12 protein-coding genes are annotated in these 16367 nt (G+C 53.6%); 3 read left to right on the top strand and 9 right to left on the bottom strand.

The window, feature by feature from the left end; all coding sequences use genetic code 11:
* Position 1 precedes the first annotated feature (1 nt).
* The 6 genes from IRJ17_RS19165 to IRJ17_RS19190 form a co-directional block, all read right to left on the bottom strand.
* Entirely contained in the window at positions 2 to 1795 is a 1794-nt protein-coding gene (locus tag IRJ17_RS19165) for a S9 family peptidase (protein ID WP_242771583.1), read from the bottom strand.
* Positions 1796 to 1928: 133 nt separating this feature from the next.
* Positions 1929 to 3566, bottom strand: coding sequence for a peptide ABC transporter substrate-binding protein (locus tag IRJ17_RS19170; RefSeq protein WP_173595905.1), 1638 nt, complete (start codon positions 3564 to 3566; stop codon positions 1929 to 1931).
* Positions 3567 to 3602: 36 nt separating this feature from the next.
* Complete coding sequence (locus tag IRJ17_RS19175) at positions 3603 to 4550, bottom strand: ABC transporter ATP-binding protein (RefSeq protein ID WP_122963385.1); 948 nt, start codon at positions 4548 to 4550, stop codon at positions 3603 to 3605.
* Entirely contained in the window at positions 4551 to 5570 is a 1020-nt protein-coding gene (locus IRJ17_RS19180; protein WP_173595904.1) for an ABC transporter ATP-binding protein, read from the bottom strand. It abuts the gene before it with no gap.
* Between the two features lie 28 nt (positions 5571 to 5598).
* Entirely contained in the window at positions 5599 to 6543 is a 945-nt protein-coding gene (locus IRJ17_RS19185) for an ABC transporter permease (RefSeq protein WP_063228298.1), read from the bottom strand.
* Between the two features lie 3 nt (positions 6544 to 6546).
* Positions 6547 to 7479 carry an ABC transporter permease gene (locus IRJ17_RS19190; protein ID WP_122963387.1) on the bottom strand — a complete coding sequence of 311 codons (933 nt, stop codon included), beginning with the start codon at positions 7477 to 7479 and terminating at the stop codon, positions 6547 to 6549.
* Between the two features lie 389 nt (positions 7480 to 7868).
* Here IRJ17_RS19190 and IRJ17_RS19195 point away from each other — a divergent pair, with 389 nt between their 5' ends.
* Positions 7869 to 9185: a helix-turn-helix domain-containing protein gene (locus tag IRJ17_RS19195; RefSeq protein ID WP_415858065.1), complete on the top strand. Its 1317-nt coding sequence runs from the start codon at positions 7869 to 7871 to the stop codon at positions 9183 to 9185.
* 233 nt (positions 9186 to 9418) lie between these two features.
* Here IRJ17_RS19195 and IRJ17_RS19200 read toward each other — a convergent pair whose 3' ends face one another.
* From IRJ17_RS19200 to IRJ17_RS19210, 3 genes are all read right to left on the bottom strand, one after another.
* Complete coding sequence (locus tag IRJ17_RS19200) at positions 9419 to 10339, bottom strand: DMT family transporter (protein WP_122963388.1); 921 nt, start codon at positions 10337 to 10339, stop codon at positions 9419 to 9421.
* A 103-nt stretch (positions 10340 to 10442) separates the two neighbouring features.
* Positions 10443 to 11369, bottom strand: a complete 927-nt coding sequence (locus tag IRJ17_RS19205) for an MsnO8 family LLM class oxidoreductase (RefSeq protein WP_122963389.1) — start codon at positions 11367 to 11369, stop codon at positions 10443 to 10445.
* A 202-nt stretch (positions 11370 to 11571) separates the two neighbouring features.
* Entirely contained in the window at positions 11572 to 13719 is a 2148-nt protein-coding gene (locus IRJ17_RS19210) for an acyltransferase family protein (protein ID WP_122963390.1), read from the bottom strand.
* 590 nt (positions 13720 to 14309) lie between these two features.
* Here IRJ17_RS19210 and IRJ17_RS19215 point away from each other — a divergent pair.
* Together IRJ17_RS19215 and IRJ17_RS19220 are read left to right on the top strand one after the other, a co-directional pair.
* Positions 14310 to 14699 (top strand): hypothetical protein, encoded by a 390-nt coding sequence (locus IRJ17_RS19215; protein ID WP_174769204.1) that lies wholly within the window; start codon positions 14310 to 14312, stop codon positions 14697 to 14699.
* A 323-nt stretch (positions 14700 to 15022) separates the two neighbouring features.
* Positions 15023 to 16210 (top strand): multidrug effflux MFS transporter, encoded by a 1188-nt coding sequence (locus IRJ17_RS19220; protein ID WP_122963392.1) that lies wholly within the window; start codon positions 15023 to 15025, stop codon positions 16208 to 16210.
* The last annotated feature ends 157 nt before the right edge of the window (positions 16211 to 16367 follow it).

Below are 16367 nucleotides of genomic sequence, written 5' to 3' on the forward strand. Positions count from 1 at the left end.
CTCACTCCTTTTCACTGTGGACCGTTTTCAAATGCTCCAGGAAAAAGCGGGTAATGCCCTGATTCAGCGTGATGTGGTTGTCCAGTTTTTCGGTAAAGTGGCCTTCGTCTTCGAAAACGTGCAAAGCCACCTGTTGCCCCCGGCCTTGCATGTCTGCCACAAGCTGCTCCGCCTCGCTGACAGGGACCCGGGTATCGTTACGCCCGTGAAAGACGAGCAGTGGTGCCTTGATTTTGGCAGAGTGATTCAGCGGCGCGATTTGTTCGAAGAAATCGTCGTCCTCGCCCAAGTAGCCGTATTCGACTTCACGCAGCTTTCTCCGCCACTCTCCCGTGTTTTTCAGGAAGGTGCCAAAATGCGAGATGCCGACGATATCGACTCCGGCTGCCCACAAATCCGGGTAATGGGTGAGGGCGGCAAGCACCATGAAACCGCCGTAGCTGCGGCCCATAATCCCGATTGCCTGCGGATCGACCGTTTCCTTTTGCGACAAGTCTTTGACCAGCCAGGCGAGGTCGGCGACAGAGTCCATCCGCTTGCGGCGATCGTCGAGTTGCACGTACGTACGGCCATAGCCCATGCTGCCGCGCACGTTCGGTGCCACTACCGTGAAGCCCTGGTTGACCAAATATTGAAAGACCGGGTGGTACTCTGCGCGAATCTGGCTCTCCGGCCCGCCGTGGACGTAGACGACAACCGGACTTTTGCCGGAATGGTTTTTGCTGTAGAGAAAATACGGCACCTCCAGCCCGTCAAAAGAACGGAAGCTGCACAGCTCTGGCTCCACGAGGCTGTCTTGAATTTCTTTTGCCACGCCAACATAAGTCACGCGCTCACTCGATTTTTCCGCAAGCGAATACGTCCAGATGTCGCCGGGCAATGTCGGGCTTTTCAGGGCAAAGGCAAGCTGTTCATCCGAGCGGAACGCGAGTCCGCTGATGACGCCACCCGGGATGTTCTCTGCCATTACTTGACGCTGCTCGGTCAAAGAGTAAAAGCCGAGCGCCGAACGCCCGCCTTCATTGATGGCGAAAGCAAGCACTTCCTCGCTGTGCGAAAGTTTCGCTTCCTCCACGTCCCACTTGTCGATCTGGACGAGCTTTTCCAGTTCGGCGCCATCCAGCGCAAAGCGGCAAAGCGCCATCGTGTTGTCATCGCGATCGGTCACGATGTAGCCGTGTTGTCCGTCACGGGTCAACTGCAACGAGTGAAAGCGCGCTTGCTTGCTGCAAATCGGCAGCTTCCGGGCTTGTCTGGTCTGCAAATCCAACAGGTACAAGGCATTGTCGATATTCGTTTCCTGTACGCTGAAAATCAGCCCTGTGCCGTTCGGCAGCCAGGCAATCGGATCGCAGCGCCCGTCATGACGGTACACTTCCCCGTACTGGCCGCTCTCTACGTCCTGCACAAAAATATCGAAGCAGCGTGGCTCGCGACGGTTGCTCGACCAGGCAATTTTCTCGCTGCAAGGCGACCAGCCGCCGAAATAATGGAAAAATTCGGGCGCATCCGTCAATGGCTTGACGACTGCTCCACCCTCTTTCAACAAAAAAAACTGCTGGCGCTCGTCTCCTTTGTTGTCCATGCCGACAACGGTCTTCGTCCCGCATGGGGAATGGGCGAACTCGACAACCCGGTCAGGCAAAGAAGTCACCTGACGTACGCTCGCGGTTTGCTCATCCCAACTCCACACCTGGGCAATGCCTGTGAGCTTCGTCAAAAAAGTCAGCTCGTTCGTTTTCGGCACCACTTTCAGCTGATAGGCCGACTTGACTTGCAAATAGTCCATAATCATGTGCCATCACCCTTTCCTCGTCATCAAGAAGTGTATGTATAGTGATTCATGGTTGACGAATCGCCAAGAACAGCCAAAAGCAGCTGACTGTTCCGTGTGAAAAGGGAAAAAAGAGGAGAGACTCCTCTTTTTTCTATTTTTTCGTTGCCCAGCGTGCGCTTGGGAATGCATTGACCGGATACGTCAATCCTTCCAAACCTGGTTTTACCAGATAGTTTTGTTGATAGTGGTAGATCGGGATGAACGGCATTTCTTCCATCAAAACAGCCTCTGCTTTGTGCAACAGTTCCATGCGCTTGTTCGGATCTTGCTCCACTTTTGCTGCCATGTTCAGGTCGTCGTACTCTTTGTTTACCCAGCCTGTACGGTTGTTCGGGCTGTCACCCAAGTAGTAATCGAGGTTGAACGCCGGATCGCTGATTTGACCTACCCAGCCCATGCGGCCCATTTGGTAGTTCTTTTGTCTCGTTGTATCGAGGTATACTTTCCACTCTTGGTTGGTCAGCTTCACATCTACACCCAAGTTTTTCTTCAGCATTTCCTGGAGGGCTTGGGCTATTTTTTTGTGGCTTTCATCGGTGTTGTACATAAGTGTTACTTCAGGCAGCGTAGACCAGCCTGCTTCCTGCATGCCTTCTGCCAGCAGTTTTTTCGCTTCTGCCGGATCTTCCTTGAAGTAGTCGCCGCCTTCTTCGCGGAAGTCTTTGCCTGTTGGCGTAATCGCTCCGCGCGGCACCATAGAGTAAGCCGGAGTTTCGCCGCCTTGGCTCACCATTTCGGTCAGTGCTTTGCGATCGATCGCCATAGCGAATGCACGGCGCACTTTTTTGTTGGTGAACGGCTCTTTCGTCACGTTGAACATGTACATGTACGTGCCGTAGTAAGGAACGGATTTGTAGTCAGGGCTTGATTTTTCCTGAGCGAGAATGTCAGATGGCATCTCTTTGTTGAAATCAAGCTCTCCGCTCTTGTACATCTGGTAGGACGTTGTGGCATCGTTCACCATTTTCCAGGTGATCTTCTCCATTTTTACGTCGTCCTTGTTCCAATAATTCTCGTTCTTTTCAATCACCAGTTCGGAGTCATGCTTCCAGGAAACGAGCTTGTAAGCACCGTTGGAAATATACGTCTCGGCATTGGCTGCCCATTTCGGATCGGCTTCCGCCTGCTTTTTGTTGATCGGGTGCCAGTAGCGGGTAGCAAGCATCTTGTCAAAGTAAGAAGTTGGGGCTACCAGTTCGATTTCCAATGTTTTCGCATCGAGAGCCTTGATTCCGACGTCTTCTGCTTTGCCTGTTCCTTTGTTGTACGCTTCTGCTCCCTTAATATAATAGAGGAGATACGCTGTCGTAGAAGCTGTCGCCGGATCGATATGCTTCATGAACGTATAGGCGAAATCTTCTGCGGTTACAGGCTCGCCGTTTGTCCATTTGGCATCGTCGCGCAAAGTAAAGGTGTACTTGAGCTTGTCGTCAGACAGCTTCACTTCTTTGGCTACCCCGAGAACCGGATTGCCTTCTTTGTCTTTCGTGTACAAGCCTTCGCCCAAGTGATCCATGATCCAGAACGATGTCGTATCCGTCGAAGTGAGCGGATTCAAATCGGGTGGTTCGGACTTGGCGTTGAATACGACTTCTTGTTTGACGGCAGCAGCAGGAGTGCTGGACGCCGTACCCGGGTTGTTCGTTGCTGTCCCTGAGCTTCCGCCGCAGCCAGCAAGCGCTGGTACTACGAGCGAGACGGACAGGGCAAATGCAGCTAATTTCTTCACAATGGTTCCCCCTGTATATAAAGATATAAAATCGTACTACCTGTAGAGATGGCAGGCGACCCAGTGATTGGGCGCTGCTTCCATCCATTCCGGCACCTGCTCGGCGCACTGCGCCGTTGCTTTCGGGCAACGCGTCCGGAAGACGCAGCCGCTCGGAGCGTTGGCCGGGCTGGGCAAATCGCCTTGCAAAATGATCCGCTCCCGCTTGATCGTAGGATCGGGAATCGGGATGGAAGACAACAATGCTTGTGTATAAGGATGCAGCGGTTTGGCGTACAGCTCGAAGCTGTCGGCCATTTCCACCATTTTTCCTAAATACATGACGCCAATTTTCGTGGAGATATGCTTGACCATGGACAGGTCGTGGGCGATGAACAAATACGTCAGCCCTTTGTCCTGTTGCAAATCTTCAAGCAAATTGACGACCTGCGCCTGAATCGAGACGTCGAGCGCAGAGATCGGCTCATCGGCGATAATAAATTCCGGTTCGACGGCAAGAGCGCGTGCGATGCCGATCCGCTGCCGCTGCCCGCCGGAAAATTCGTGCGGGAACCGGCTCGCATGCTGCTTGGAGAGGCCCACCAGCTCCAACAGCTCCTTGACGCGGTCTGCGCGATCTTTGCGAGGAAAGCCGTGAATGTCCAGCCCTTCGGCGATAATGTCCAACACCGTCATGCGCGGGTTGAGACTGGCCTGCGGGTCCTGGAAGATCATCTGCACGTCGCGGTTGAACTGCGCAGAGTCTTTGCCTTTCAACTGATGCACATTTTTGCCCTTGAACAACACTTCTCCATCTGTACGGTCGTACAGGCGAATCATCGTCCTGCCGAGCGTAGATTTGCCACAGCCGCTTTCACCCACCAGCCCGAGCGTTTCCCCCCGATTGATCGTAAACGTGACTCCATCCACCGCCTTGAGCTGGATGCCGTTGCCGATCTCGAAGTGTTTTTTTAACCCTGTTACTTCTATTAAAGTGTCTCTCATCTACGTCTGCCTCCCTGCCGCCACGAGTTCATCCAGCTTCGGCGCCCGCGGATCATGCAGCCAGCATGCCGCCTGGTGCGCATTTTCGAACACGGTTGCCTCTGGCATTTGCTGCTCGCAAATATCCATGGCAAACTGGCAACGCGCTGCAAACGGACAGCCTTTTGGCGGGTGGAACAAATCTGGCGGCGATCCGTCAATCGGCACCAGCCGCTCTTTTTCTTCGCCGTCAATTCGCGGCATCGAGCGCATCAGGCCCCACGTGTACGGATGCTTGGGACTCTTGAAAATATCTTCGACTTTTCCCGTCTCCACGACGATTCCCGCGTACATCACGACAGCGCGGTGAGCGATTTCAGCTACGACCCCCAGATCGTGCGTGATCATGACAATGGAAAGCTGTTGCTTTTCTTGCAGTTCTTTCAGCAAGTCCAAAATTTGCGCCTGAATCGTCACATCGAGGGCGGTTGTCGGTTCGTCGGCAATCACCAGCTTCGGATTGTTCGCCAGCGCAATCGCGATGACCACGCGCTGCCGCATTCCGCCGGAAAATTCATGCGGGTATTGATCCACCCGTTTTTCCGGATCGGGAATGCCGACCAGCCGCAGCATTTCCATCGCTTTTTTGCGCGCTTCCTCCTTCGAGACGTGGTGAGTCCGCACAAAGCCTTCGACGATCTGCGTTCCGACCTTCATCGTCGGATTCAGCGCTGTCATCGGGTCTTGAAACACCATCCCGATCTCGGTTCCCCGCAGCGAAAGCAGTTCTTTTTTGCTCAGTCGGGTAATGTCTTGTCCGTCAAAACGAATCTGTCCGTCGACGATCCGGCCCGGCGGATTCGGGATCAGCCCCATGATCGCCTGGGCGGTTACGCTCTTGCCACAGCCGCTCTCTCCGACCACAGCCAGCGTCTCGCCACGATCGACGTGAAACGTGACGCCCCTGACCGCCTGTACTTCTCCCCCGTACGTTTTGAAATGAACGCGGAGGTTTTCTACTTGCAGCAAATGCTCTGTCATGTCTGGTTCCTCCTATCCTTGGGCGCGGTTACTCACGAATCCGCGGGTCGAGTGCGTCCTGCAAGCCATCGCCAAAAACGTTGAAGGCGAACATGGTCAGCGAGATCATCAGGGCCGGGAAGAACAGTCTCCACCAGTCGCCTGTCAAAATCACGCCTAACGCATCGTTGGTCATCGTCCCCCAGCTTGCGATGGGAGCCTGGACGCCCAAGCCGAGGAAGCTCAGAAACGACTCGGCAAAAATCGCAGACGGTATCGTGAAAGTCAGGTTGACAATAATGACGCCAATCGTGTTCGGAATCAGGTGGCGCAGCAGAATGCGCGGAAATTTTGCCCCGAGCACCTGTGCAGCCATGATGAACTCCTGGTTTTTCAGCTGCAAAATCTGCCCGCGTACGAGACGGGCCATCCCTGTCCAGCCTGTGGCCGACAAGGCGATAATAATCGTCACGATCCCCGGCTCCATGACAACCATCAGCATGATCACGACGAGCAAGTACGGCAGTCCGTACAACACTTCAATCAGACGCATGATGATCGTATCGATCCGATCGCCGCGTTTTCCCCGGCCTGCCATATATCCGGCAATTCCTCCGACGGTAACGCCGATCACCAGGTCGATCAGTGCCGCCGTAATTCCGATGATGAGCGAGATGCGCGCTCCGTACCACGTACGGGAAAACATGTCGCGTCCCAGCTCGTCCGTCCCAAACCAGTGCTCGGCGGAAAGTTCCTGATTGGCTGTCAAAAGGCTCTGATCCGAATAGCTGTACGGCACCAGATGCGGCCCGATGAGCGCCATGAGCACCATCAGTACGATGAGGGTAAAGCCAACCATGGCGAGCTTGTTGCGGACCAGCTTGCGGGTCACTTGCTGAAAATGAGTCAGGCTCGGCCGCATCGCGACGACTTGTCCGTCTGTTTTTTGTGATCTTGGTCGAAACAGCTCATTCGCTGATTGTTCTGCCGCCATTGGCTACCTCCCCCTTCCCGACAATTTGATGCGTGGATCAATGAACATATAAGCCAGGTCAATCAAGAAAATGATCAGTACGAGAATCGCGCTGTAAAAGACGGTCGTTCCCAAAATAACCGGATAGTCGCGGTTGAAAATGCCATCGACGAAATATTTGCCAACGCCAGGGACGGCGAAAATTTTCTCGACGACAAACGTTCCTGTCAGCAATCCCGCAACCAGCGGCCCGAGAAAAGTAACGACTGGAAGAATCGCATTGCGAATGCCATGTCTGACCACGATCAGAAAAGTCGGAATCCCTTTTGCCTCGGCAGTCCGTATGTAGTTCTGATTCATGACCTCGATCATGCTCGTCCGCATGTAGCGAGTGATGATCGCGAGCGGCCCGAAAGCGAGCGCAAGCGACGGCAACACGGAGTGCTTCCAGCTGGCGAGCGTCGCAACCGGAAACAGCGGCAGCTTGATCGCCAAATAGTTGATGAGCAGCGGCGCCATAATGAAGCTTGGTACAGCAATTCCCAACACCGCCATGACCATTGCCATGTAATCAATCCAGGTATTTCGGTTTAATGCCGCAATTATTCCGAATATAAGTCCAAAAAAAAGTGCGACAGCGATTGCCTGCATCCCGATCAGCGCTGATGAGCCAAAACCGTCCTTGATCATATCGTTGACGCCGCGCGTCTCAGACTTGATCGAAGGCCCCAGGTCGAGCATCGCCAAACTTTTCAGATAAGACAAATACTGCATCGGCAGTGGCTCATCCAAATGGTACTTGGCGCGCAAATTCAGCAAAATTTGCTCCGGCAGTTGATCGGATTCGGATGCAAACGGATCGCCCGGGATCATATGCATCAGCGAAAAGGTCAGCGTCACGATAATCCACAAAGTCACGATCATCATCAAAATTCTTTTTAGCAGATAACGCGCCATGTTTTACTTATCCCCCCTATCCAGGCTCGCAAAAACGACGTATGCTTCGCCCGCTGTTTTTCTTTAACGGAAATTAACCTAAAACATTCCTTAAATCAACAATATAGACCTGTCTGTATTTAATGTCAATTCTGATTTTTTATTTTACTGACTATTTTTGCAACAATTGAAATGATGCCGGTTCCATAGTAAACTACCCTAATACGGAATTTTTCCCTAAAACATCCCTTAAACACTTTTTCGTTGCCTGTTGGATTTCCTTTTCTCTCACCGGCGATATATGGCATTTGCATAAGAAATCAAAACATACTATGATGCCGAAAAGAGGATCGATCCGCTTCGCGACGAATAGAGTAAACCCGTACTTTACCGTTTAGTTGGAGGACATAATGATCATACGAGTCGGCATAGTTGGTCCAAAAGATTCCGTGGAATTAATGAAAAGGGTCGGACGAGAGTTCGCAGACCGCATCGTGCTCATTCCGTTTATATACCAGCGTGCGGAGGAAGCCGCCACCATTGTCGCAGAAAACGAAATGGATGTAGACATCTGGTTTTTCTCCGGGATTGGCCCTTATTCCATGGCTAGACAGCATTTGCAAAAGCAGAAAGCTTTTTATCCGCAGATCAACGCCAGCGTGCTTACGAAAGTTCTTTTGGAATTGGTATACCGCGATGGCCTGTCACTTGATCGTGTCAGCTTCGATACGGTGTCCGAAATGCATTTCCGCGAGACGCTGGAAGAGCTTGGCCTGCAATGCGACCAGCCTTATCTCAATCCGTACCAGGAATTTCGCCTGACCAACCATTTGGTGGCTTACCATACCGCGCTCGTGCGGGAAGGAAAAGTAGACGCTTGCGTCACCGGGATGCTCTCTGTCACCGAAGAATTGCAACGCCAAGGCATCCAGGTGTATCGGATGGGGTTCACCCGCTTGACGTTCCGCGAGATTTTCAAGCAAATTTTGCAGGAAGGCGAGACTTTGCACTTCAAGCGCTCGCAAATCGCCGTTCAGCTGCTCGAAGTATCAGAAGTGGAGAAGCTCGCCAGCGAGCCTGCAAACGCTTACGATTTGCGTCGCCTCGACCTCAAGCTGCAAGAGCTTGTGCTCGATTATGCCGAGTCGATTTCCGGCAGCTTTGTCTCCTTGGGCAATTACAAGTTCATTTTGTTTTCGACTCGCGGCTCTTTTGAGGACAATCCGGCGTTTCACCCCACTACCCTGCTGGAAAAAATCATGCTGCTCACCAGCTCTTCGGCCAATATGGGCATCGGGTTCGGCGTCTCTGCTCTGGCGGCAGAACGCAACGCGCAACTGGCTCTCGTGCACGCGAAGAAACACGGGAACGCCGCTGTCCTCGTCGACCACGACGGCTCGATCGAAGGTCCGCTGCGCCAGGCGAAAAGCATCAGCTACGAATATTGGACAGAAGACAAGGAGATCAGCGAGGGGCTGAAAAAGGCGGGCGTCAGCATCACGACGCTGAACAAAATTATCTCGGTGCAAAAAGCTTTGGGCCAAAACTATATCAGCGCTGCGGAGATGGCGGAATGGATGGGCATGACACCGCGCAATGCCCGGCGAATTTTAAGCGATTTGGCGGAGCACAACGTCATCGAGCAAATTGGCGAGGAGACGCCGACCAACCGCGGGCGGCCACGCAAAATATACCGCGTGCTCCCCGCTTTGTCCGAAAGTCCGTAATGCCTGCCATCTGACATGTCCACCTTGCGCCAGCAAACCATACGGGCAACGCCATGGTGGCCTGCGCCATCATACCAAACAGGCACGAACACGTCGCCCTGCGCAGGCGGCCACCTCCCTTTTCAGAAAAAACAGCAAGCCGTTTCGTTTTTTACGCAAAAAAAACCAGTCGCAGACACGACGCACTCGGAAGTGCCGTGTCGGACTGGTTTTTTTGTGTGGCGCACAACATTCTAAACGTTGCAGCGATTCGGGCCATCTGCCATCCGCTGTGCTGCCGCCGTCTGAACCGATTGCTTTTTCCGCATGCTGGCGACGACCACCCCTGCGACAATCAGCAGGGAACCGCCCGCCTGAATCGCGGTGACTTGCGAGCCGAGCAGCAAAAAGCCGACCAGCATCGCGACGAACGGCTGCAAATTGAGGAAAATCGCCGCTTTGCCCGTCCCGACGATTTGCAGTTGCGAGTTCCAAACGATCCCGCAAACCCCTTGCATGAGGATAGCCGTGACGATCAGCATGCCCCACGCCCACGCTTCATGGCTGATGTGCGCCGAGGAGTCGAGCGTCAGCAAGGCCGCAGGCGTCAAAAACAGCGTCCCTACTGTCGTCGAATACACCGTCGTAATAAACGGCTGCATCGTCTGCGTCAGCTTGCGAATGATGATCATCGACGCCGAGAAAGTCACCATCGCAATGACAATCAGCAGCACTCCTTTGGAGATCGACAGGCCCGCTCCGATCCCGACGACGAAAAAGGTGCCGAGCAGCGCGATCCCCGAACCGATTTTCATGCGCAGCGTAAACTGCTCCTTTAAAAACATCGAGGCCAAAACCGCTGTCACAATCGGAGCCAGCGACAAAATCAGCGAGGCGGTCGTGGCGTCAGTCGTCAACAGGCCATTGAAATAAGCGGTTTGGTTTGCCAATGTACCGACAAGCCCGAGCAAAACGAGCAGTCCCAGCTCACGCAGCTTGATTTTCACGAACTTTTTCGTCACCCACGCGTACAGGACGAGAAACAGCGACGTGAACAGCAACCGGACATCAGCCAGAAAAAGCGGTGGAAATTCTTTGACGAGCATGCTCCCGAACACAAAGTTACTCCCCCACAGCGTCACACAAAAAAGCAACAACAAGTACGACCGAATCATTGTTTTTCCTTCTTTCACCCGTTACATGATAGAATCACGTATGCAATCGTACATGAGAAGCCCGAAAAAGTCCATGTGAAGATGCGCTATACTCTGAACTAATTTATGTCTTTCCACATCCTGACGAACCACGGTCAAACACGGAATTGGCGATTAGCTCGTACGAACGCAGTCTCCTGGCGTAATCGGGGAAGTCGGTAATGACCATGATTTCCTCTGCCTGATAGCGCCACGCAATTTCTTCCAGCTTTTCGCGAACATGCGACGGATCGCCCACAATTGGCGGCCTGCGGAAAGCTTTTTGGCTCAACCGGACACAGGCGGTTGCTTCTTCCAACGTTTCCGCGCAAATAACCCCTACGGCGACGATTACCTCCGGATTTGGCTGATGAACGGACGGCTTGTAGTCTCGCCTGTAGGCAGCAACGACTTCCTCCCCCTCCGCTTCGCTCATGAACAGGCCGTAGACGTATCCGGCCCCGTTTTCTGCGGCGTAGCCCGCGCTTTTTTGATTCGTGCCCAAAAGCCACAGCTTGGGCGGCAGCGGCGGGATCGGGCGAGCCACCACAGACTCGCCCTCTACGGTAAACTCCTGACGCAGCAAGGCAGCCAACTGTTGCACCAGCTCCGGCATGCGGCCAACGTCCTGCAAAAAACGGTCGTTCAACGCAAGCGTCGCATGAGCAGAGCCTCCCGGAGCGCGGCCCACGCCCAGATCGATTCGCCCCGGATACAAGGTAGCCAGCAAGTGAAACGCCTCGGCAACTTTATACGGCTTGTAATGAGGCAGCAGCACCGCTCCCGACCCGATTCGGATACGATGCGTCTGCGCCCCGATATGGGCGAGCAAAACTTCCGGTGTGGACGAAGCCAGTCCGGGCATGTCGTGATGCTCGGCAACCCAATAACGGCAATACCCGAGCTGCTCGGCAGTTTGCGCGAGCAAGACTGCTTGCTTCAAGGCGCAAGCAGGATCAACGCCCTCATAAATCGGCGCCAGGTCCAGCACACTCCATTTTTGTATCGGCATAAAAGCATTCCACCTGTTTGTTAGTCGCAACCGTTTCTTTCGTTCCCTCTAGCATAGCGCGATCCGCCGCGCGTGCACAACCGCTCCGGTGCCCCGAAGCTTTTCCCTTTTCCTTGTCCATGCTCCCCTGATCGGTGACGTAACGACAAAAAAACAGGCCCGCTCCCCTTTCGGATGACGGACCTGCCTACAGGCTCCTGCTTTATTCCTGTGTATCTTGTGCTTCTTTTGGAGCGGCAGTCTCCTGTTTGTTTTCGTCCGAAGCTGGCTTTTGGCTCTCCTCCGCCTTCGGTGCTGGCGCTGGCGCTGGTGTTGCCTCGTTGGCTGGCTTTTCGGCTTTTACCGGAGCAAAAGTTTTCGCGACGAGCAAAGCATACGCCCGCGCGCCTTCCGAGTTGAGATGCACGCCGTCCTTGTAAAAATACGTATTTTTTCCGGCACTCGCGGAATGCCAATCGATCAGCGTCATGTTCGGATGGGCAGCTGCCACCTCTGCCAACGTCTCGTTGACGACGCTCTCCCACGGTCGCGGCACACGCGTATTGATCAAAATGACCTGGTCAACGCCATCCAGCGCCTTCAACAGCTTGTCGAGCTGCCCCTTGCTGAACGAGCCATTCGTTCCCAGTTCGATAATGACCCGGCTGCCAAGCTGTCCCTTCGCTCGCAGCGCCTTGATGACATCGGGCGCTTGCGCCATTTGTCTGCCTACCTTGCCGTCAATGACGATGCCTGGCAACAGCTTCGCCAAGTACGGCTCGATATCGAGCATGACCGAATCGCCGATGGCGGTAATTCCTTTTCCGGAAGTAGCGGCAACATCAGGCTCCTCTGATGCTTTTGGCTGTTTGGAAGCAGCGGAATTGTCCTGATTTTTTGCGGGAGCCGTTCCGCCTTGGGCAGGCTTTCCAGCGTTCGGTTTTGACTCGGTTTTCGGTTTCGTCGCGGTTTGCGTGCTCGGCTTTTGTGTTGGTTCCGGCTTTTTCTGTGTCACCGGTACTTGCGGGCCGTGCGGCTTGGCATCCACGTCTTGCTCTTGTGAATGGTCTTTTTGTCCCGAATTTTCGGCCGCTGCTGACGCTTCCGCAAGTTTTTGCATGGCAGACGTGTCTCCCGCTGTCGCTCCGGAGGTCAGCGATGCCACCCCGAAGTAGAGCACAGCCAGTGCGAAGGCGCAGCCTGAGGCGAGAATCTTTTTGGAACGCTTGGGAGCGCCCTGCTGCTTGCTTGTGCCGAGCTTCGCCCACAGTTTTCCCAAAGCGCCGTGACGAATCGGCTCCTCCATGTACTTCCACGACAGGGCTGCGAGCACGATGCACGCCAACACTTGCAGACACGCCCGCAACACGGCGAACGCCCCGCTTTCCTCAGCCGCAGCAGTCGGGCTGGTGAGCACAATCACCGGGTAGTGCCACAAATAAATGCCGTACGAGCGCACGCCGAGCCACTTGAGCGGCTTGCAGCCCATCCATTTTGCCAACGAGCTTGCCGGGTGAGCCAGCACAGCTACCAGTATCGCACTGACAATCGACAACAGGACAAGTCCGCCCTGATACAGAAAATCGTCGTACTGGTTTGTCTTCCAGATCGCCAAGAGCAAAATCGCCAGGCTCACGCATCCGATCACATCCAGCGTGGCCCGCGCTTTGCCGGAGATAGTTGTGGACAGCTTGCGACTCGGCCACATCATCGCCAGGGCGGCCCCGATCAACAGAGCGAATACCCGCGTATCCGTCCCGTAGTAAATCCGGCTCGGGTCCTCTCCCGGTTCATACATGACAGCCATCAACACGGCGGAAACGGCTGCCAGGCCGAGCGTCAAAATCACGAGCGGGCCGCGGCGCTTGATCAAGGAAAGTCCGAGCGCGACCAAGAGCGGCCAAATCAGGTAAAACTGCTCTTCTACCGCCAAAGACCACAGATGTCCAAGCGGCGAAGGCGGACCGAACTTCTCGAAGTACGATACTTCGGAAAAGACCAGCCACCAGTTGCTGACGTAGAAAAGAGCGGCCCAGACGTCTCCGCGCAAGCGCCCCATCTGCTCGGGCGAAAACAGCGCGACACTGGCGACAACCACCACCAGAAGCAACAGCAATGCCGGTAAAAGCCGTCTGGCCCTGCGCAGCCAGAAGTCTTTCATATCCAATCGCCCGTTTCTGCTCCACTGGGCAATCAGCAAATCGGTAATCAGGTAACCAGAGAGGACGAAAAAGATGCCGACTCCAAGGAGTCCTCCTGGCGCCCAATTGTAATTCAGGTGATAAATAATGACTGCGAGTACCGCCAGAGCCCTAAGCCCGTCGATCCCGGGCATGTAGCGGCTGTGGGCAGCCTTGATCGGTTCAGGCATGCTGGCGGCCTCCTCTGCTTGTTGTTTGGCGAGTCCGTACTTCCTTGCGTGTGTTCGTCAGATCCTTGCCATTCGTAACATTCCTTGCTTGCTTCTTGCTTACCGTGCTCGCCATGCAGTTCATCTGCATTCTCCCCTTTAATTTCCGTTCTGTTTTGTTCATGAGTTGACGGGGGCAGTCATTACACATCGGGAATTGCGTGCTTTATGAATGCAAAAACCCCTGGTTTCTTTGGTCCGCTGAAGAAAACGGGGGTTGGTCTCGTTCATTATCTTTATGGAAAATGAATTGTTCCAATCATCATTGCCCGTATTCAGGATGTGGTGCCCAACGTTTTTCCTGTGAAATGTGCTCCTTCTTCTTATGTATGGCTGTTTCCCCTCTTTCCTTCCTTGGATTTTTTCGGCACACTCGGCTTTCCTTTTTGCATGAAAGGAGCCTGGCCTGCCTTTTGGCCGACTGGAAATGGGCTTCCTTCTGATCGACCTAAAAAAATTGCCCGGTCATGTTTTTCTGTCGTCTTGCGTCGTGTCCGGCAACTTCTTGTAACCTGATTATAAGACGCAAAACAGTAAAAACGCGTTACAAATTGTTTACATTCCTTCCCGATTTTTTCCGGGCAGAAAAACGCGGCAAAAGACAGGCGGAAAGCTTCCTCTTCCCGTTTGCAGACAAAAAAAGCCGACGGGGAATTTCCACCGTCAGCTCTACTTTTGTCCTGGATATCAAAAAAGGATGTCCGCTACATATCAGGCCCGCATGGGATCGTCTATTAAATGTGATGAGTAAACAAATAGTTCAGGAAAAATCCCCCACTAATGACGGCAATAGCCATACAGACGATGCCGCTGCGCACCCGTTGGGAGAGCAAACGCATAAAGCCTACACAGAAAAACACACCCGTTACCAAAAAATAGGAAATCCCGACCCAAAACACATTCCAAGGCAGGCTCGCAAAATCCACGTTACCCAAAAGTGAACACCATCCCTGTACCAATCTACTTTTCTTTCATTTTTGCATAAAGGATACTCCATTATAACATTGATCGCCCCTTGATTTGCCAATTTCACTCAGATCGTAACAGAAGTGTCATATGTTTTTGGCCAGAACGCTTCCTGATCGCATTCTGCTAGTTCCGCCAGGATGTTTTTTGCTATAATCAGCGCTAACAAAACTCCCCCTATGAAAAAAGATTGGTGAAATGAAATGATGGCATTCTCACAACTGACGAAGTGCAAACCTCCGATCCCGTAATTTCCCTCTGACCGTTTGAGATTTTTCAACGAATAGGGGGAAGTATTTTGCATACCAAAATCTCAACACCGTCACTGTTTTTGCTCATTTTGCTCGTCGGTTTTCCGCAAATCAGCGAGACGATCTACACGCCGTCGCTGCCGGATCTCGCCAGACAGCTTCACGTTGGCAACAGCACGGTTCAACTGACGCTCAGTATATATTTCCTCGGTTTCGCCTTCGGGGTGTTTTGCTGGGGCAGGCTCTCTGACGCCATCGGACGCCGCCCGGCCATGCTCTGGGGAATCGTGGTCTATGGATTGGGCAGCCTTGGCTGCTATTTGTCCGCTTCGGTCGAGTGGCTGCTCGTTAGCCGTTTTGTGCAAGCTTTTGGCGCAAGTACAGGTTCTGTGGTCACACAGACGATCTTGCGGGAGTGCATGGACGGTCCCAGACGGCATGCCGCTTTTGCGCAAATTTCCGCCGCGCTCGCTTTTACCCCTGCTATCGGACCGTTGATCGGGGGCTGGGTCGACCAATGGTTCGGGTTTTCGGCGGTATTTTTTACGCTCGTCTTGATGAGTGTCGGGCTGTTCTTCGCGACCTTTTTCTCGCTGCCTGAAACAAGGGTGGCGTCCCCGGCCAAGACAACTGTTCGTACCGTTTTCAAGCAGATGCTTGCGGACCGGAGAATTTGGGCCTTTGCCTTTTTGATCGGGGCGACGAACGGCATTTTGTTCAGCTATTATGCTGAAGCCCCGTTCATCTTCATTGAATTTTTTCAGATGACACCAGGCTGGTTCGGGTTTTTGGGCGTGCTTGTCGCCCTGTCCTCGATCTGCGGAGCCATGTTAGCGAAAAAATGGCTGCCCCGGTTTGCTGCGGAAAAGATCATTTTGATCGGTTCTTTGGTGGCGACAGGCGGTGCAGCATGCTTGACTGTTTTGACTTTGGCTGGCGTGGAGCCGAATCCGCTCTCGCTGTGCCTCATGCTCGCGGCGATTTTTATGCTGCTGCTTGGAATCGGCATCGCCATTCCCAATTGCCTGAGTCTCGCGCTCGTCGACTACGGCGCGGTGCTCGGAACGGCTGGCGCGATTTTGGGGCTAGGCTACTACGTGCTGGTCAGCCTGATTACGACTGGCATGAGCTACTTGCACAACGGCTCGCTCGTCACGATGCCGCTGTACTTTTTCGCGTTGGCACTGCTCATGTCGCTGGTCAGCCAAAAACTTGCCGCTCCCAAAAATCGTTAAACCACACAGACAGATGTAGCAACTAGCCGTTACCCTTTTCAAGCCGATTTTCCTGTTGCGGGAAGATCGGCTTTTTGCGTGCTTGACGCTTGCTCTGCTGCTTCCTGTTGCCGTGCCTTCATGGTTTCTCCACATTCCTTTGCTACGCTTTTTTCGA

Origin of the sequence: Brevibacillus parabrevis (assembly GCF_022701015.1) — a bacterium.
Lineage (GTDB): Bacteria > Bacillota > Bacilli > Brevibacillales > Brevibacillaceae > Brevibacillus > Brevibacillus parabrevis.